The 16533-nt window shown below is 62.9% G+C and carries 29 protein-coding genes; all 29 read left to right on the top strand.

Annotated features, from left to right (window positions below; translation table 11 throughout):
* Nucleotides 1-46: 46 nt before the first annotated feature.
* Complete coding sequence (tuf, locus tag N5D20_RS01085; protein WP_004154360.1) at nucleotides 47-1237, top strand: elongation factor Tu; 1191 nt, start codon at nucleotides 47-49, stop codon at nucleotides 1235-1237.
* A gap of 332 nt (nucleotides 1238-1569) precedes the next feature.
* Nucleotides 1570-1881 carry a 30S ribosomal protein S10 gene (rpsJ, locus tag N5D20_RS01090; RefSeq protein WP_005408208.1) on the top strand — a complete coding sequence of 104 codons (312 nt, stop codon included), beginning with the start codon at nucleotides 1570-1572 and terminating at the stop codon, nucleotides 1879-1881.
* A gap of 11 nt (nucleotides 1882-1892) precedes the next feature.
* Nucleotides 1893-2543 carry a 50S ribosomal protein L3 gene (gene rplC, locus N5D20_RS01095; protein ID WP_004145336.1) on the top strand — a complete coding sequence of 217 codons (651 nt, stop codon included), beginning with the start codon at nucleotides 1893-1895 and terminating at the stop codon, nucleotides 2541-2543.
* A 12-nt stretch (nucleotides 2544-2555) separates the two neighbouring features.
* Nucleotides 2556-3161 carry a 50S ribosomal protein L4 gene (gene rplD / locus N5D20_RS01100; protein WP_004145337.1) on the top strand — a complete coding sequence of 202 codons (606 nt, stop codon included), beginning with the start codon at nucleotides 2556-2558 and terminating at the stop codon, nucleotides 3159-3161.
* Entirely contained in the window at nucleotides 3158-3457 is a 300-nt protein-coding gene (gene rplW, locus N5D20_RS01105) for a 50S ribosomal protein L23 (RefSeq protein WP_004145338.1), read from the top strand. The genes rplD and rplW overlap by 4 nt, the downstream gene beginning before the upstream one ends.
* A 10-nt stretch (nucleotides 3458-3467) precedes the next feature.
* On the top strand, nucleotides 3468-4295 hold the full coding sequence (rplB, locus tag N5D20_RS01110) for a 50S ribosomal protein L2 (RefSeq protein WP_004145339.1): 828 nt from the start codon (nucleotides 3468-3470) through the stop codon (nucleotides 4293-4295).
* A 6-nt stretch (nucleotides 4296-4301) separates the two neighbouring features.
* Nucleotides 4302-4571, top strand: coding sequence for a 30S ribosomal protein S19 (gene rpsS / locus N5D20_RS01115; RefSeq protein WP_004154485.1), 270 nt, complete (start codon nucleotides 4302-4304; stop codon nucleotides 4569-4571).
* Nucleotides 4572-4583: 12 nt separating this feature from the next.
* Nucleotides 4584-4919, top strand: a complete 336-nt coding sequence (gene rplV, locus N5D20_RS01120) for a 50S ribosomal protein L22 (RefSeq protein ID WP_004145348.1) — start codon at nucleotides 4584-4586, stop codon at nucleotides 4917-4919.
* Between the two features lie 18 nt (nucleotides 4920-4937).
* Nucleotides 4938-5672, top strand: a complete 735-nt coding sequence (gene rpsC / locus N5D20_RS01125; protein ID WP_005415414.1) for a 30S ribosomal protein S3 — start codon at nucleotides 4938-4940, stop codon at nucleotides 5670-5672.
* A gap of 5 nt (nucleotides 5673-5677) precedes the next feature.
* A complete protein-coding gene (rplP, locus tag N5D20_RS01130) occupies nucleotides 5678-6091 on the top strand; it encodes a 50S ribosomal protein L16 (protein WP_004154486.1) in 414 nt (137 codons plus the stop codon).
* Complete coding sequence (rpmC, locus tag N5D20_RS01135; RefSeq protein ID WP_004154487.1) at nucleotides 6091-6276, top strand: 50S ribosomal protein L29; 186 nt, start codon at nucleotides 6091-6093, stop codon at nucleotides 6274-6276. Before rplP ends, rpmC begins: the two co-directional genes overlap by 1 nt.
* 11 nt (nucleotides 6277-6287) lie before the next feature.
* On the top strand, nucleotides 6288-6557 hold the full coding sequence (gene rpsQ, locus N5D20_RS01140) for a 30S ribosomal protein S17 (protein WP_004154489.1): 270 nt from the start codon (nucleotides 6288-6290) through the stop codon (nucleotides 6555-6557).
* 12 nt (nucleotides 6558-6569) lie between these two features.
* Nucleotides 6570-6938 carry a 50S ribosomal protein L14 gene (rplN, locus tag N5D20_RS01145; RefSeq protein WP_004145357.1) on the top strand — a complete coding sequence of 123 codons (369 nt, stop codon included), beginning with the start codon at nucleotides 6570-6572 and terminating at the stop codon, nucleotides 6936-6938.
* A 16-nt stretch (nucleotides 6939-6954) separates the two neighbouring features.
* Nucleotides 6955-7272, top strand: a complete 318-nt coding sequence (rplX, locus tag N5D20_RS01150) for a 50S ribosomal protein L24 (RefSeq protein ID WP_004154490.1) — start codon at nucleotides 6955-6957, stop codon at nucleotides 7270-7272.
* An 11-nt stretch (nucleotides 7273-7283) separates the two neighbouring features.
* On the top strand, nucleotides 7284-7826 hold the full coding sequence (gene rplE, locus N5D20_RS01155) for a 50S ribosomal protein L5 (RefSeq protein WP_004154491.1): 543 nt from the start codon (nucleotides 7284-7286) through the stop codon (nucleotides 7824-7826).
* A gap of 18 nt (nucleotides 7827-7844) precedes the next feature.
* Nucleotides 7845-8150 (top strand): 30S ribosomal protein S14, encoded by a 306-nt coding sequence (gene rpsN, locus N5D20_RS01160; protein ID WP_005408209.1) that lies wholly within the window; start codon nucleotides 7845-7847, stop codon nucleotides 8148-8150.
* 258 nt (nucleotides 8151-8408) lie between these two features.
* Nucleotides 8409-8807 carry a 30S ribosomal protein S8 gene (gene rpsH / locus N5D20_RS01165; protein ID WP_005408210.1) on the top strand — a complete coding sequence of 133 codons (399 nt, stop codon included), beginning with the start codon at nucleotides 8409-8411 and terminating at the stop codon, nucleotides 8805-8807.
* 18 nt (nucleotides 8808-8825) lie between these two features.
* Nucleotides 8826-9350, top strand: coding sequence for a 50S ribosomal protein L6 (gene rplF, locus N5D20_RS01170; RefSeq protein WP_010483977.1), 525 nt, complete (start codon nucleotides 8826-8828; stop codon nucleotides 9348-9350).
* A 32-nt stretch (nucleotides 9351-9382) separates the two neighbouring features.
* Nucleotides 9383-9736 (top strand): 50S ribosomal protein L18, encoded by a 354-nt coding sequence (gene rplR / locus N5D20_RS01175; protein WP_010483976.1) that lies wholly within the window; start codon nucleotides 9383-9385, stop codon nucleotides 9734-9736.
* A 161-nt stretch (nucleotides 9737-9897) separates the two neighbouring features.
* A complete protein-coding gene (gene rpsE, locus N5D20_RS01180; protein ID WP_005408213.1) occupies nucleotides 9898-10440 on the top strand; it encodes a 30S ribosomal protein S5 in 543 nt (180 codons plus the stop codon).
* Complete coding sequence (gene rpmD, locus N5D20_RS01185) at nucleotides 10433-10624, top strand: 50S ribosomal protein L30 (RefSeq protein ID WP_004154497.1); 192 nt, start codon at nucleotides 10433-10435, stop codon at nucleotides 10622-10624. Before rpsE ends, rpmD begins: the two co-directional genes overlap by 8 nt.
* Before the next feature lie 6 nt (nucleotides 10625-10630).
* A complete protein-coding gene (gene rplO / locus N5D20_RS01190; RefSeq protein WP_004154498.1) occupies nucleotides 10631-11074 on the top strand; it encodes a 50S ribosomal protein L15 in 444 nt (147 codons plus the stop codon).
* 7 nt (nucleotides 11075-11081) lie between these two features.
* Complete coding sequence (gene secY, locus N5D20_RS01195; RefSeq protein WP_005408215.1) at nucleotides 11082-12449, top strand: preprotein translocase subunit SecY; 1368 nt, start codon at nucleotides 11082-11084, stop codon at nucleotides 12447-12449.
* A gap of 347 nt (nucleotides 12450-12796) precedes the next feature.
* Nucleotides 12797-13153: a 30S ribosomal protein S13 gene (rpsM, locus tag N5D20_RS01200; RefSeq protein ID WP_004154500.1), complete on the top strand. Its 357-nt coding sequence runs from the start codon at nucleotides 12797-12799 to the stop codon at nucleotides 13151-13153.
* Between the two features lie 11 nt (nucleotides 13154-13164).
* Nucleotides 13165-13554, top strand: coding sequence for a 30S ribosomal protein S11 (gene rpsK / locus N5D20_RS01205; protein WP_004145443.1), 390 nt, complete (start codon nucleotides 13165-13167; stop codon nucleotides 13552-13554).
* A gap of 15 nt (nucleotides 13555-13569) precedes the next feature.
* Entirely contained in the window at nucleotides 13570-14199 is a 630-nt protein-coding gene (gene rpsD, locus N5D20_RS01210) for a 30S ribosomal protein S4 (protein ID WP_004145446.1), read from the top strand.
* Between the two features lie 55 nt (nucleotides 14200-14254).
* On the top strand, nucleotides 14255-15253 hold the full coding sequence (gene rpoA / locus N5D20_RS01215; protein WP_010483975.1) for a DNA-directed RNA polymerase subunit alpha: 999 nt from the start codon (nucleotides 14255-14257) through the stop codon (nucleotides 15251-15253).
* A gap of 191 nt (nucleotides 15254-15444) precedes the next feature.
* Nucleotides 15445-15828, top strand: coding sequence for a 50S ribosomal protein L17 (gene rplQ, locus N5D20_RS01220; protein ID WP_005408217.1), 384 nt, complete (start codon nucleotides 15445-15447; stop codon nucleotides 15826-15828).
* A gap of 231 nt (nucleotides 15829-16059) precedes the next feature.
* Nucleotides 16060-16533: disulfide bond formation protein B (locus N5D20_RS01225; protein WP_279941254.1), on the top strand; the 474-nt coding region annotated here is incomplete at its 3' end.

Consider the following 16533-nt stretch of genomic DNA (forward strand, 5'->3'; position numbering starts at 1 on the left):
CTCAGCCTCTCTTGAAACCACTTACGAACAATCAAGGTATAGAACAATGGCAAAGGGTAAGTTCGAGCGCACCAAGCCGCACGTCAACGTCGGCACCATCGGTCACGTCGATCACGGCAAGACCACGCTGACCGCTGCACTGACCAAGATCGGTGCCGAGCGCTTCGGTGGCGAGTTCAAGGATTACTCCTCGATCGACGCCGCTCCGGAAGAAAAGGCTCGTGGTATCACGATCTCGACCGCGCACGTCGAATACGAATCCCCGGTCCGTCACTACGCCCACGTCGATTGCCCGGGCCACGCTGACTACGTCAAGAACATGATCACCGGTGCCGCCCAGATGGACGGCGCGATCCTGGTGTGCTCGGCCGCTGACGGCCCGATGCCGCAGACCCGCGAGCACATCCTGCTGTCGCGTCAGGTCGGCGTGCCGTACATCGTCGTGTTCCTGAACAAGGCCGACATGGTTGACGACGCCGAGCTGCTCGAGCTGGTCGAGATGGAAGTGCGCGAGCTGCTGAGCAAGTACGACTTCCCGGGCGACGACACCCCGATCATCGCCGGTTCGGCCCGTCTGGCGCTGGAAGGCGACCAGAGCGACATCGGTGTGCCGGCCATCCTGAAGCTGGTCGACGCCCTGGACAGCTGGATTCCGGAGCCGGAGCGCGCGATCGACAAGCCGTTCCTGATGCCGGTGGAAGACGTGTTCTCGATCTCGGGCCGCGGCACCGTGGTGACCGGTCGTATCGAGCGCGGCGTGATCAAGGTTGGCGACGAAATCGAAATCGTCGGCATCCGTCCGGTGCAGAAGACCACCGTGACCGGCGTTGAAATGTTCCGCAAGCTGCTGGACCAGGGTCAGGCAGGCGACAACGCTGGCCTGCTGCTGCGCGGCACCAAGCGTGACGACGTCGAGCGTGGCCAGGTCCTGGCCAAGCCGGGTTCGATCAAGCCGCACACCAAGTTCGAAGGCGAAGTCTACGTCCTGTCGAAGGACGAGGGCGGCCGTCACACCCCGTTCTTCAACGGCTACCGTCCGCAGTTCTACTTCCGCACCACCGACATCACCGGCGCAGCTGCACTGCCGGAAGGCGTCGAAATGGTGATGCCGGGTGACAACGTCAAGATGGTCGTCACCCTGATCAACCCGGTGGCAATGGACGAAGGCCTGCGCTTCGCCATCCGCGAAGGCGGCCGTACCGTCGGCGCCGGCGTGGTCTCGAAGATCATCGAGTAATCTGGTAGTATCTGCGCCCCGATGTTGCCTGGGTAGGGCATCGGGGCGTATCAAATGGGAAAGCAGGCACAGGATGTGCCTTGTGTTCCCCGGACCAGGAAGGGTCAATGCCATTCAGGCGGCGTCAACAGGCGACTGTTGACAGCTGCCTTGCGTGCCATTATGCTTCTACGTCTGGGCAGGCCTGGGAACGGGTCTGCCTACGTTTTTGAGGTCTATGGAGTGACCTTGTCGGCCTGCAGGAGTGTGGGCCGTCCGTATTCAGGAATTTCATGGGACAAAGCAACCCAGAGGCTTTGTCTGTCGCTCTTTTAACGAAGGAACCTACCGCCATGGCGGACCAAAAGATCCGGATCCGGCTGAAAGCGTTCGATCATCGTCTGATCGACCGTTCGGCCAGCGAGATCGTTGAAACGGCAAAGCGGACCGGCGCGCAAGTGCGTGGCCCGATCCCGCTGCCGACCAAGATCGAGCGTTACACCGTTCTCGTTTCCCCGCACGTCGACAAGGACGCGCGTGACCAGTACGAGACCCGCACGCACAAGCGCGTGCTCGATATCGTTGACCCGAATGACAAGACCGTGGACGCGCTGATGAAGCTCGAACTGGCTGCCGGCGTCGACGTTCAGATCAAGCTGACCTGAGGACTACGACCATGACGAAGAAGTATTCGTTGGGCTTCGTGGGCCGCAAGGCCGGCATGAGCCGCGTGTTCACTGAAGATGGCCGCTCCATCCCGGTGACCCTGATCGAAGCAACCCCGAACCGCATCGCGCAGATCAAGACCGTCGAAACCGACGGCTACAGCGCCGTGCAGGTGACCGTCGGCGCGCGTCGCGCTGCTCTGGTCAACAAGCCGGAAGCCGGCCACTTCGCCAAGGCGAAGGTGGAAGCGGGTCGTGGCCTGTGGGAATTCCGCGTTGAAGACGCGCAGCTCGGCGATTTCGCCGTTGGCGGCGAAGTCAAGGCGGACATCTTCGAAGTCGGCCAGATCGTCGACGTTCAGGGTGTCACCAAGGGTAAGGGCTTCCAGGGCACCATCAAGCGCCACAACTTCCGTATGGGCGATGCAACCCACGGTAACTCGCTGTCGCATCGCGCGCCGGGTTCGCTGGGTCAGCGCCAGACCCCGGGTCGCGTTTTCCCGGGCAAGAAGATGTCGGGCCACATGGGCGCGGTGCAGCAGAGCACCCAGAACCTGGAAGTGGTCAAGGTCGACGTCGAGCGCGGTCTGATCGCCGTTCGCGGCGCCGTTCCGGGCGCGGCGGGTGGCGACGTGATCGTCCGTCCGGCGAGCAAGGCATAAGGAGAGATGACGATGGAACTCGTTATCACGGGTAGCAACAACAAGGTCTCGGTCTCCGACGCCGTGTTCGGTCGCGATTTCAGCGAAGATCTGGTCCACCAGGTCGTCGTTGCCTACCGCAACGCCGGTCGCGCCGGCACCAAGGCACAGAAGACTCGCTCCGAAGTGGCTGGTACCACCAAGAAGTCGAAGAAGCAGAAGGGCGGCGGCGCGCGTCATGGCGCACTGACGGCTCCGATCTTCGTCGGCGGCGGTGTCACCTTCGCGGCCAAGCCGCGCAGCTTCGAGCAGAAGGTCAATCGTAAGCAGTACCGTGCCGCCATGTGCGCGATCCTGTCCGAGCTGAACCGTCAGGGCCGTCTGACCATCGTGGAGTCCTTCGACGTCGAAGTGACCAACACGAAGGGTCTGATCGCCAAGCTGGCCGGCCTGGAAGTGGGCAAGCGCCCGCTGATCGTCACCGAAGAAGCGTCCGAGCACCTGTACCTGTCCGCCCGCAATCTGCCGTACGTGCAGGTGCGTGACGTCCAGGGTCTGGATCCGGTCTCGCTGGTGGGTGCCGACACGGTCGTCATCACCGCTGACGCGGTCAAGAAGGTCGAGGAGTGGCTGGCATGAACAGCAACGAAAAAATCTTCAGCGTGCTGCGTGCCCCGCGTGTCTCCGAAAAGACCGCGCGCCTGCAGGAACTCTCCAACCAGTATGTCTTCGAAGTTTCGAACGAAGCCACCAAGGCCGATGTAAAGGCCGCGGTTGAGCAGCTGTTCGACGTCAAGGTCGAAGCCGTCAACGTGGTCAACGTCAAGGGCAAGAACAAGTCCTTCCGTAACCGTGCTGGCCGCCGCGGCGATTGGCGCAAGGCGTACGTTCGCCTGGCCGATGGCCAGTCGATCGATGTAACGGCCAAGGCCTGAGGTACATCCCATGCCATTGATGAAATTCAAGCCCACTTCCCCCGGCCGCCGTTCGGCCGTGCGCGTGGTCACTCCCGACCTGCACAAGGGTGCTCCGCACGCTGCGCTGGTCGAGTCGCAGAGCCGCTCGGGTGGTCGTAACCACCATGGCCGCATCACCGTGCGTCACGTCGGTGGTGGTGCCAAGCAGCACTACCGCATCATCGACTTCAAGCGCAACAAGCTGGGCATCCCGGCGCGCGTGGAACGCATCGAATACGATCCGAACCGCACCGCGCACATCGCTCTGCTGTGCTACGTCGACGGTGAGCGTCGCTACATCATCGCCCCGAAGGGCCTGAAGGCTGGTGATCAGGTGATCGCTGGTTCGGATGCCCCGATCAAGGCCGGCAACACCCTGCCGCTGCGCAACATCCCGGTCGGCACCACCATCCACTGCATCGAACTGAAGCCGGGCAAGGGCGCTCAGATCGCTCGCGCCGCGGGTGCGGCCGTGCAGCTGGTGGCTCGTGAAGGCATCTACGCCACCCTGCGCCTGCGCTCGGGTGAAATGCGTAAGGTTCCGGTCGAGTGCTGCGCCACCATCGGCGAAGTCGGCAACGACGAGCACAGCCTGGAAAAGCTGGGCAAGGCCGGTGCCAAGCGTTGGCGCGGCGTCCGCCCGACCGTTCGTGGTGCTGCCATGAACCCGGTTGACCACCCGCACGGTGGTGGTGAGGCGAAGGCCGGCCAGGGTAATCCGCATCCGGTCACCCCGTGGGGTGTCCCGACCAAGGGTTACAAGACGCGCCATAACAAGCGCACTCAGCAGTTCATCGTCCGCGATCGTAGGGGCTAATCGACCATGGCACGTTCACTCAAGAAGGGCCCGTTCGTCGATCACCACCTCGTCAAGAAGGTGGAGGCCGCTGCGGGCAGCAAGAAGCCGATCAAGACCTGGTCGCGCCGTTCGATGATCCTGCCTGACATGGTAGGCGTCACCATTGCCGTGCATAACGGCAAGAACCACATCCCGGTTCTCGTCAACGAGAACATGGTCGGCCACAAGCTCGGCGAATTTGCCATCACCCGGACCTTCAAGGGTCACGGTGGTGACAAGAAGTCGGGCAAGTAAGGAGAGATGACAATGGAAGCGAAAGCCATCCTGCGCACTGCGCGCATCTCCCCGCAGAAGGCTCGTCTGGTCGCTGACCAGGTGCGCGGTCTGCCGGCCGAGCGTGCGGTCAACCTGCTGAAGTTCTCGGACAAGAAGGCTGCCCACCTGATCAAGAAGGTGGTGGAGTCGGCTATTGCAAATGCCGAAAACAACCAGGGCGCCGACGTCGACGAGCTGAAGGTTCAGACCATCATGGTTGATGAAGGTCCGACCCTGAAGCGTTTCATGGCGCGGGCGAAAGGCCGCGGTACCCGCATCCTCAAGCGCACCAGCCACATCACTGTGGTTGTGGGCGCCGCCAAGTAAGCGGATAAGGAAAAGACCATGGGTCATAAAGTTCATCCGATTGGTATCCGCCTCGGCATTTCCAAGGACTGGAACTCCAAGTGGTACGCCAACAAGGCCGAGTTCGCTGGTTACCTGGCAGCCGACCTGAAAGTGCGCGACATGCTGCGCAAGAAGCTGGCTCAGGCCGGCATCAGCAAGATCCTGATCGAGCGTCCGGCCAAGACCGCTCGCGTGACGATCCACACCGCCCGTCCGGGCGTGGTGATCGGCAAGCGCGGTGAGGACATCGAGAAGCTGCGCAAGGAAGTGAGCGAAATGATGGGCGTCCCGGCGCACATCAACGTCACCGAAGTGCGCAAGCCGGAACTGGACGCGCAGCTCGTTGCCGAGTCGATCGCCCAGCAGCTGGAGCGTCGCATCATGTTCCGCCGTGCAATGAAGCGCTCGGTCGGCAACGCGATGCGCCTGGGTGCCCTGGGCATCAAGGTCAACGTCGGTGGCCGCCTCAACGGTGCAGAAATCGCCCGTTCGGAGTGGTACCGCGAAGGCCGCGTGCCGCTGCACACCCTGCGTGCCGACATCGACTATGGCTTCGCTGAAGCCAAGACGACCTACGGCATCATCGGCATCAAGGTCTGGATCTACAAGGGCGAGGTCTTCGATTTCTCCCAGGTTGGCCAGGAAAAGCAGGACGACACCCCGTCGCGCAACGATCGTCACGATCGCGGCGACCGTGGTGACCGTCAGCGCCCGGCCCGTGAAGCGAGGTAACGACAATGTTGCAACCCAAGCGAACCAAGTACCGCAAGGTACACAAGGGCCGTAACGATGGCCTGAGCTGGAGCGCCAACGCTGTCAGCTTCGGCGAATACGGCCTGAAGGCAACCGCACACGGTCAGCTGACCGCGCGTCAGATCGAAGCGGCCCGCCGCTCGATCAGCCGCTACGTCAAGCGCGGCGGCAAGATGTGGATCCGCGTGTTCCCCGACAAGCCCATCACCAAGAAGCCCATCGAAGTCCGAATGGGTTCTGGTAAGGGTAACGTGGAATACTGGGTGGCCCAGATCCAGCCCGGCCGCATGATCTATGAAATCGAGGGTGTTTCCGAGGAAGTGGCTCGCGAGGCGTTCCGCCTGGCCGCCGCCAAGCTCTCGGTCACCACCACTTTCGTGACCCGTACGGTGCGCTGATGGATATCAAAACTCTCCGTGAAAAGTCGGCTGACGAACTCAAGGCCCACCTGATCGACCTGCGTAAGGAACAGTTCTCTGTCCGTATGCAGCAGGTCACCGGCCAGCTGCCGAAGACCCACGACATTCGCCGGGTCCGTCGCGAGATTGCTCGCGTCAAGACCCTGCTCGGCAGCACGAAGTAAGGATGGCCGCTATGAGCGACAATACTGAAAAGAAGACGCTGCGCACGGTCGAAGGCCGTGTCGTCAGCAACAAGATGGACAAGACGGTTACCGTCCTGGTTGAGCGTCAGGTCAAGCACGCGTTGTACGGCAAGTACATCAAGCGCTCGACGAAGCTGCACGCCCACGATGCCGACAACGCCTGCAAGGAAGGCGATGTCGTCCGCGTGACCGAGATTGCTCCGATGTCCAAGACCAAGAACTGGCGCGTGGTGGAAGTCATCACGCGTGCGGCTGAATAAGGAGTCTGAATCATGATCCAGATGCAGAGCTACCTTGACGTCGCGGACAATTCGGGTGCCAAGCAGGTGATGTGCTTCAAGGTGCTGGGTGGTTCCAAGCGCCGTTACGCCGGCATCGGCGACATCATCAAGGTCACCGTGAAGGATGCGATTCCGCGCGGCAAGGTCAAGAAGGGTGAAGTGTATGACGCCGTCGTGGTGCGTACCCGCAAGGGTGTGCGTCGCGCCGACGGCTCGCTGATCCGCTTCGACGGCAACGCTGCCGTTCTGCTGAACAGCAAGCAGGAGCCGATCGGTACCCGTATCTTCGGGCCGGTGACCCGTGAACTTCGTTCGGAGAAGTTCATGAAGATCGTCTCGCTCGCTCCCGAAGTGCTGTGAGCGACAGGAGATAATCATGGCTAACCGTATCAAGAAGGGCGACCAGGTTGTCGTCAACGCTGGCAAGGACAAGGGCAAGCAGGGCGAAGTCGTCCGCGTCGACGGCGACCGTGTGGTCGTCGCCAACGTGAACATCGTCAAGCGCCACACCAAGCCGAACCCGCAGGCAGGTGTTGCCGGCGGCGTGGTCGAGCGCGAAGCTTCGATCCATATCTCCAACGTGAATGTTCTGAACCCGGCTTCGGGCAAGGGCGAACGCGTTGGCTTCAAGGTGCTGGAGGATGGACGCAAACTGCGTGTGTTCCGCTCCAGCGGTGAGGCGCTCGACGCCTGAGGAATGAGAAGATGAGTTCCCGTCTCGAAAAGTTCTACAAGGACGAAGTGGTGCCGGCGCTGATGAAGCAGTTCGGCTACACCAATCCGATGGAAGTGCCGAAGCTGGTCAAGGTCACCCTGAACATGGGTGTCGGCGAAGCGGCCACCAACAAGAAGATCCTGGAAAACGCCGTCGGCGACATGACCAAGATTTCCGGCCAGAAGCCGGTTGTCACCAAGTCGCGTGTGTCGGTTGCGTCGTTCAAGATCCGCGATGGTTGGCCGATCGGCTGCAAGACCACGCTGCGTCGCCACAAGATGTACGAGTTCCTGGATCGCCTGATCAACATCTCGCTGCCGCGCGTGCGCGACTTCCGTGGTGTTTCCGGTCGTTCCTTCGACGGCCGCGGCAACTTCAACATGGGTGTGAAGGAGCAGATCATCTTCCCGGAAATCGACTTCGACGCCGTCGACGCGATCCGCGGTATGGATATCGCCATCACCACCACTGCGAAGACCGACGCGGAAGCGAAGGCGCTGCTGGCAGCGTTCAAGTTCCCGTTCCGTAACTGATCTGTCGAGGAAACCGAAATGGCAAAGACCTCCATGGTCAACCGCGACATCAAGCGGGAAAAGCTGGCAAAGAAGTACGCTGAAAAGCGTGCGGCTCTGAAGAAGATCGTGTCCTCCGTGGACGCGACCTACGAAGAGAAGATCGACGCCGCAACCAAGCTGGCCAAGCTGCCGCGCGATTCGTCGCCGAGCCGCCAGCGCAACCGTTGCGAGCTGTCGGGTCGTCCGCGTGGCGTCTACAGCAAGTTCGGCCTCGGCCGTAACAAGCTGCGTGAAGCCACCATGCGTGGCGACGTCCCGGGTCTGCGCAAGGCCAGCTGGTAATCCCAGCCGGCCCTGCGATCAGGAGCCCCTCCGGGGGTTCCTGAACCGGGCAGGGGAGGCATTCAGCTTTCCCGACGCAAAAAAACCGAAGAGCCCGGCGCAAGCCGGGCTCTTTTGGCGTATACTCCCGCGTCTTGCCCTGCGCAAACGGGGTCGTAGGAGTGGGCTTCCGGCCCGCTGCATCAAGGGACCTGGCCCGTTTCCAGGAGACAACAGATTTTCGCGAAAGCGGATATCGGTGCACTCAAAGGTACTCATATGAGCATGACTGATCCCATCGCCGACCTGCTGGTCCGCATCAAGAATGCGGCCGCGGTTGGCAAGCAGACGGTGAAAGCCCCGTCGTCCAAGATCAAGGTTGCGATCGCCCAGGTCCTGAAGGACGAGGGTTACATCACCGACCTGCGCGTGACCCAGCTGGAGAACAACAAGTCCGAGCTGGAAATCGTGCTGAAGTATTTCGAAGGCAAGCCGGTCATCGCGACCCTGAAGCGCTTCTCGCGTTCGGGCCTGCGCCAGTACCGCGGCAAGAGCGAGCTGCCGAAGGTCATGAACGGCCTGGGTATCTCCATCATTTCCACCTCCAAGGGCATCATGACTGATGCGCAGGCGCGCCAGCTGGGCGTCGGCGGCGAAGTCCTGTGCTTCGTGGCCTAAGGCGAAAGGAGTAGAACTATGTCCCGCGTAGCCAAGAAGCCGATCGACCTGGGTAAGGTTGAACTGAACGTCCAGTCGGACAGCGTCACCGCCAAGGGCCCGAAGGGCTCCCTGTCGCTGGCCAAGCCGGCCGGTATTGCCATCAACGTCGACAACGGCGTTGCCACCCTGAGCACCGAGAACGCCGAGCTGGTCGCACTGACCGGTACCGTGCGTGCGATCCTGGCCAACATGGTCAAGGGCGTGTCCGAAGGCTTCGAGCGCAAGCTGGAGCTGGTCGGCGTGGGTTACCGTGCTGCCATGCAGGGCAAGGACCTGAGCCTGTCGCTCGGTTTCTCGCACCCGGTCGTGTTCGTGGCGCCGGAAGGCATCACCATCACCACCCCGACCCAGACCGAGATCCTGGTCCAGGGCGCTGACAAGCAGGTCGTCGGTGAAGTTGCCGCCAAGATCCGTGCGTTCCGCAAGCCGGAGCCGTACAAGGGCAAGGGCGTGAAGTACTCCGACGAAGTCATCATCCGTAAGGAAGCCAAGAAGGCCTAATTAGGCACTTCCGCTTTCAAAGGAAAAACATCATGAACAAGAACATCGCCCGCCTGCGTCGCGCCAAGTCGACCCGCGCCCACATCCGTGAGCTCGGCGTCGCCCGCCTGTCGGTGCTGCGCACCGGCCAGCACCTGTACGCCCAGGTCTTCACCGCCGACGGTTCCAAGGTGCTGGCTGCCGCCAACACCACCCAGACCGACGTCATGGAAGGCCTGAAGAACGGCAAGAACGCCGACGCCGCCGCCAAGGTCGGCCGCATCGTTGCCGAGCGCGCCAAGGCCGCCGGCATCGAGAAGGTTGCCTTCGATCGTTCGGGCTACCGCTACCACGGCCGCATCAAGGCCCTGGCAGAAGCCGCCCGCGAAGCCGGCCTGCAGTTCTAAGGGATAAGGGCAGGGGACCTGTGGTCTCCTGCCCGCCTGCTCGCCCGCCTGAGTGAGGCGGGACGGCGCCACTCTTCTGCAGTGGTCCACCGGAACAACGCGACATTCCACAACCATAAGCGGCCTCGAGCCGTACATACCCAAACAACCAAGGAATCAACATGGCAGAAGAGCGTCAGCAGCGGGGTCGCGATCGCGACCGTAACCGCGAAGAGAAGATCGACGACGGCATGATCGAAAAGCTGGTCGCGGTCAACCGCGTCAGCAAGACCGTCAAGGGTGGCCGCCAGTTCACCTTCACCGCCCTGACCGTGGTCGGCGACGGTGAAGGCAAGGTCGGTTTCGGCTATGGCAAGGCCCGCGAAGTGCCGGTCGCCATCCAGAAGTCGATGGAGCAGGCCCGCAAGAACCTGGTCAGCGTTGACCTGAACAACGGCACCCTCTGGCACACCATCAAGGATGGTCACGGCGCAGCCCGCGTGTTCATGCAGCCGGCTTCGGAAGGTACCGGCGTCATCGCCGGCGGTGCCATGCGCGCCGTGCTGGAAGCCGTTGGCGTGAAGAACGTGCTGGCCAAGGCCACCGGTTCGCGCAACCCGATCAACCTGGTGCGTGCCACCGTGAAGGGCCTGTCTGCTGCGCAGTCGCCGGCCCGCATCGCGGCCAAGCGCGGCAAGAAGGTGGAGGAACTCAACCATGGCTAATGAGTCCAACAAGACTGTGAAGGTGCGCCTGGTGCGCGGCCTGCGTGGTACCCAGTCGCGTCACCGCCTGTCGGTGCGTGCTCTGGGTCTGAACAAGCTCAACGATGTGCGTGAACTGAAGGACAGCCCGCAGGTTCGCGGTCTGATCAACACCGTTCACTACCTCGTCAAGGTTGAGGAGTAATCGATCATGACTCTGCGTCTCAATGAACTGAGCCCGGCACCGGGCGCCCGCACCGAGCGCACCCGCGTCGGTCGCGGTATCGGCTCGGGCCTGGGCAAGACTGCCGGCCGCGGCCACAAGGGTTCGTTCGCCCGTAAGGGTGGCGGCAAGATCAAGGCTGGCTTCGAAGGCGGCCAGACCCCCATGCAGCGTCGTCTGCCGAAGATCGGCTTCCGTTCGCCGATCGCCAAGGACACCGCTGAAGTGCTGCTGTACGCGCTGGACAAGCTGCCGGCCGGTGAGATCGACTTCGCCGCCCTGCGTGCTGCCAAGCTGGTCCCGAGCACTGCGAAGAAGGCCAAGGTCGTCGTCAAGGGCGAAGTGACCAAGGCGTTCACCCTGAAGGGTATCGCTGCCACGGCGGGTGCCAAGGCCGCGATCGAAGCTGCCGGCGGCAGCGTAACGGAGTAAGAAAATCATGGCGCAAGCTGGCATCGGTAACCTCGCGGGCGGAATGGGCAAGTTCACTGAACTTCGCCAACGTTTGCTGTTCGTCGTCGGGGCTTTGATCGTCTATCGCATCGGCTGCTACGTGCCGGTGCCGGGCGTCAATCCCGATGCCATGCTTGCCATGATGCAACAGCAGGGCGGCGGCATCGTGGACATGTTCAACATGTTCTCGGGCGGCGCCCTGCACCGTTTCAGCATCTTCGCGCTGAACGTGATGCCGTACATCTCGGCATCGATCGTGATGCAGCTGGCCGTGCACATCTTCCCCGCCCTGAAGGCGATGCAGAAGGAAGGTGAGTCCGGCCGCCGCAAGATCACCCAGTATTCGCGCATCGGCGCCGTGCTGCTGGCAGTGGTGCAGGGCGGTTCGATCGCGCTGGCCCTGCAGGGCCAGGTCTCGCCGTCGGGCGCTCCGGTCGTGTACGCACCGGGCATGGGCTTCGTGCTCACCGCCGTGGTCGCGCTGACCGCCGGCACCATGTTCCTGATGTGGGTCGGTGAGCAGGTCACCGAGCGCGGCATCGGCAACGGTGTGTCGCTGATCATCTTCGCCGGTATCGTCGCTGGCCTGCCGGGTGCGATCATCCACACCTTCGATGCCTACCGCGACGGCAACATCCAGTTCATCCAGCTGCTGCTGATCGCCATCGTCGTGCTCGCCTTCACCTTCTTCGTGGTGTTCGTCGAGCGTGGCCAGCGCCGGATCACGGTCAACTACGCGCGCCGCCAGGGCGGTCGCAATGCGTACATGAACCAGACCTCGTTCCTGCCGCTGAAGCTCAACATGGCCGGCGTCATCCCGGCGATCTTCGCCTCGAGCCTGCTGGCCTTCCCGGCCACCCTGGCCATGTGGTCCGGCCAGGCCGCCAACCAGAGCAGCTTCGGCCAGGTCCTGCAGAAGGTCGCCAACGCGCTGGGCCCGGGCGAGCCGCTGCACATGATCGTCTTCGCTGCGCTGATCACCGGTTTCGCGTTCTTCTACACTGCGCTGGTGTTCAACTCGCAGGAAACCGCCGACAACCTGAAGAAGTCGGGCGCGCTGATTCCGGGCATCCGTCCGGGCAAGGCCACTGCCGACTACATCGACGGCGTGCTGACCCGCCTGACCGCGGCCGGCTCGGCCTACCTGGTGATCGTCTGCCTGCTGCCGGAACTGATGCGCACGCAGCTGAACGCCTCGTTCTACTTCGGCGGTACTTCGCTGCTGATCGTGGTGGTGGTGGTGATGGACTTCATCGCCCAGGTGCAGGCGCACCTGATGTCCCACCAGTACGAGAGCCTGCTGAAGAAGGCCAACCTGAAGGGCGGCAACCGCGGCGGTTTTGCCCGCGGCTGATTGGCCTGTTATACTTTCGTCTTCCTGACGTGATGGTCCCTCCGCTTCGCGGACTCCGGCCACACAAACGAAGGGCGGCCCCCGCAGCGGTTCCGGGTGGGGGTGTGATGAGGTGGTCCCGCGCTGGAGTAGCGCGGGCGGCTCCGGGGGAAACCCCAGGTCCAACCCCATCCGGCGCCGGAGCCTGGGCACACTCCCCAGGCCGGGTTCATGAAACCAATGGTTTCACGGGCTTCCATGTAAACCGGAACCTTGTTAGTATCGCTAGTTCACTTTTTTGATCCATCCTGCCGGATTGGCGTGCCCGAGGCGCGCTGTCGGCCATCACTCAGCTGGAGAACCGCGTCATGGCGCGTATTGCAGGCGTCAACCTGCCAGCCCAGAAGCACGTCTGGGTCGGGTTGCAAAGCATTTACGGCATCGGCCGTACCCGTTCGAAGAAGGTCTGCGAAGTCGCAGGCGTTGCTTCGACCACCAAGATCCGCGATCTGTCGGAGCCGGAAATCGAGCGCCTGCGCGCCGAAGTCGGCAAGTACATCGTGGAAGGCGATCTGCGCCGTGAGATCGGCATCGCGATCAAGCGCCTGATGGACCTGGGCTGCTACCGCGGCCTGCGTCACCGTCGTGGCCTCCCGCTGCGTGGCCAGCGCACCCGTACCAACGCCCGCACCCGCAAGGGTCCGCGCAAGGCGATCAAGAAGTAAGGGACTGAGAAATGGCTAAGCCCGCTGCTAAGACCAAGAAGAAGATCAAGCGCGTCGTCACCGACGGCGTTGCCCACGTCCACGCTTCGTTCAACAACACCATCGTCACCATCACCGACCGCCAGGGCAACGCTCTGTCGTGGGCGACCTCCGGTGGCGCTGGCTTCCGCGGTTCGCGCAAGTCGACCCCGTTCGCTGCCCAGGTGGCTGCTGAAAAGGCCGGTCGTGCTGCGCTGGACTACGGCGTGAAGTCGCTGGAAGTCCGCATCAAGGGCCCGGGTCCGGGCCGTGAGTCGGCCGTGCGTTCGTTGAACAACGTCGGCTACAAGATCACCAACATCATCGACGTGACGCCTATCCCGCACAACGGGTGCCGTCCGCCGAAGAAGCGTCGCGTCTAAAGGGAGCGATAAGAAATGGCTCGTTATATCGGTCCTACCTGTAAGCTCGCCCGTCGCGAAGGCGCCGACCTGTCCCTGAAGAGCCCGGCGCGTGCGCTGGACTCGAAGTGCAAGCTGGAGCAGAAGCCCGGCCAGCACGGCGCCACTGCCCGCAAGGGCAAGCTGTCCGACTACGCCACCCAGCTGCGTGAAAAGCAGAAGGTCAAGCGTATCTACGGCCTGCTGGAGCGTCAGTTCCGCAACTACTACAAGAAGGCCTCGACCAAGAAGGGCAACACCGGCGAGAACCTGCTGCAGCTGCTGGAAACCCGCCTGGACAACGTCGTCTACCGCATGGGCTTCGCCGTGACCCGTCCGGCTGCCCGTCAGCTGGTGTCGCACCGCGGCGTCACCGTGAATGGCAAGTCGGTCAACCTGGCTTCGTACCAGGTCAAGGCTGGCGACGCCATCGCCCTGTCTGAAAAGGCTGCCAAGCAGCTGCGCGTCCAGGAAGCCCTGACCGTCGCCGCCCAGCATGACCTGAGCCCGTCGTGGGTTGAAGTGGATTCCGGCAAGTTCACCGGCATCTTCAAGGCTGTTCCGGATCGTTCGGATCTGCCTGCGGACATCAACGAAGCGCTGATCGTCGAGCTGTATTCGAAGTAATTCACATTGGAGAGCCCCCGGCGACGGCCGGGGGTTCACTAGGAGAACCCGCAACATGACGGTTACCGCCAACCAGGTTCTGCGTCCTCGCGGTCCGCAGATCGAACGCCTTACCGACACCCGTGCAAAGGTCGTTATCGAACCTTTGGAGCGGGGTTACGGGCATACGCTGGGTAATGCCCTGCGTCGCGTGCTGCTGTCGTCCATCCCGGGCTTCGCCATCACGGAAGTCGAAATCGACGGCGTGTTGCATGAGTACACCACGGTCGAAGGTCTGCAGGAGGACGTGCTCGAAGTCCTGCTGAACCTGAAGGACGTGGCCATCCGTATGCACTCCGGCGACAGCGCCACCCTGTCCCTGTCCAAGCAGGGCCCGGGCGTTGTCACCGCTGCCGATATCAAGGTCGACCACAATGTGGAGATCCTGAACGGCGAACACGTGATCTGCCACCTGACCAAGGATACGGCGATCAACATGCGTCTGAAGATCGAACGTGGTTTCGGCTACCAGCCGGCTGCCGCGCGTCGTCGTCCGGACGAAGAAACCCGTGCCATCGGCCGCCTGGTCCTGGATGCCTCGTTCTCGCCGGTCCGCCGCGTCGCCTATGCCGTTGAAGCGGCCCGCGTCGAACAGCGTACCGACCTGGACAAGCTGGTCATCGATATCGAGACCAACGGCACCATCGACGCCGAGGAAGCCGTGCGCACCGCCGCCGACATCCTCAGCGACCAGCTGTCGGTGTTCGGTGACTTCACCCACCGCGACCGCGGTGCGGCGAAGCCGGCCAACAACGGCGTGGATCCGGTGCTGCTGCGCCCGATCGACGATCTGGAGCTGACCGTGCGTTCGGCCAACTGCCTGAAGGCTGAAAGCATCTACTACATCGGCGATCTGATCCAGAAGACCGAAGTGGAGCTGCTGAAGACCCCGAACCTGGGCAAGAAGTCGCTCACCGAGATCAAGGAAGTGCTGGCTCAGCGCGGCCTGTCGCTCGGCATGAAGCTGGAGAACTGGCCGCCGGCCGGTGTCGCCAGCCACGGCATGCTGGGCTGATATCGGTAATGCCTGAAGGCTCCACCGTTCGCGGTGGGGCCTTCAACGCAACACAACATGCCACGACGAACCGCAGGTTCGCGGGGCAGGTCGTCCAGGACGGGCGGCCAGGACCAACCGCAGTCCGCGCAGCAACGCCAGGAAGGCGACAACGATCCGCACAGCCTCATCATTAACCAAGGAATATCACCATGCGTCACCAGAAGTCTGGCCGTAAGTTCAGCCGCACCAGCGCCCACCGCGAAGCGATGTTCAAGAACATGGCTGCCTCGCTGTTCAAGCACGAGCTGATCAAGACCACCCTGCCGAAGGCCAAGGAACTGCGCCGCGTTGCCGAGCCGCTGATCACCCTGGCCAAGGTCGACTCCGTCGCCAACCGCCGTCTGGCCTTCGCCCGCCTGCGCGACAACGAAGCCGTGGGCAACCTGTTCACCATCCTGGGCCCGCGCTACGCGAACCGTCCGGGCGGCTACCTGCGTCTGCTGAAGTGCGGCTTCCGCGCCGGCGACAACGCGCCGATGGCCTACGTCGAGCTGGTCGACCGTCCGGTCGTGGCCGAGGAAGTGGCCGAGTAATCGGACTGCTCCAACGCGACACAGCGAAAGCCCGGCCTCTGCCGGGCTTTTGCGTTCTGGTAGCGCCGGGCCATGCCCGGCGTTTCCGTATCCGCTACGCTCGCCGGGCATGGCCCGGCGCTACCTGCGGCACAATGCGACCCACACCGTTCCGACAGGCGTCACCTGTGGTGGTTCAGACGGCGCGCACTCTCGGTTACGCTTGGCGCCTGATCCATTCGAGCGTTGACGATGAATCCACTGCGCTGGCCCTTCCGCGCCCAGTTCTTCCTGGGCTTCCTGATCTGCGCGGGCCTGCTCGGCTACGCGATCTTCCTGCAGCTGAAGATGGGCCTGGAGCCGTGTCCGCTGTGCATCTTCCAGCGCTTGGCCTTCGCCGCGCTGGGGCTGCTGTTCCTGATCGGTGCACTGCACGGGCCTTCCAACCGTCCCGGCCGCGCGACCTATGGCGTGCTGGCCTTCATTGCCGCCGCAGTGGGCGTCGGCATCGCCGCGCGCCACGTCTACGTGCAGATGCTGCCGCCGGAAATGGGTTCCACCTGTGGCCCGCCGCTGGCCTTCCTGAGCGAGACCATGGGCCCGCTGGAAGTGTTCCGCACCGTGCTGACCGGTACCGGCAACTGCGGCAACATCGACTGGACGTTCCTGGGCCTGACCATGCCGATGTGGTCGGGCGTGTGGTTCGTGCTGCTGGCGCTGTGGGCG

Source organism: Stenotrophomonas sp. GD03877 (assembly GCF_029840555.1).
GTDB lineage: Bacteria > Pseudomonadota > Gammaproteobacteria > Xanthomonadales > Xanthomonadaceae > Stenotrophomonas > Stenotrophomonas geniculata.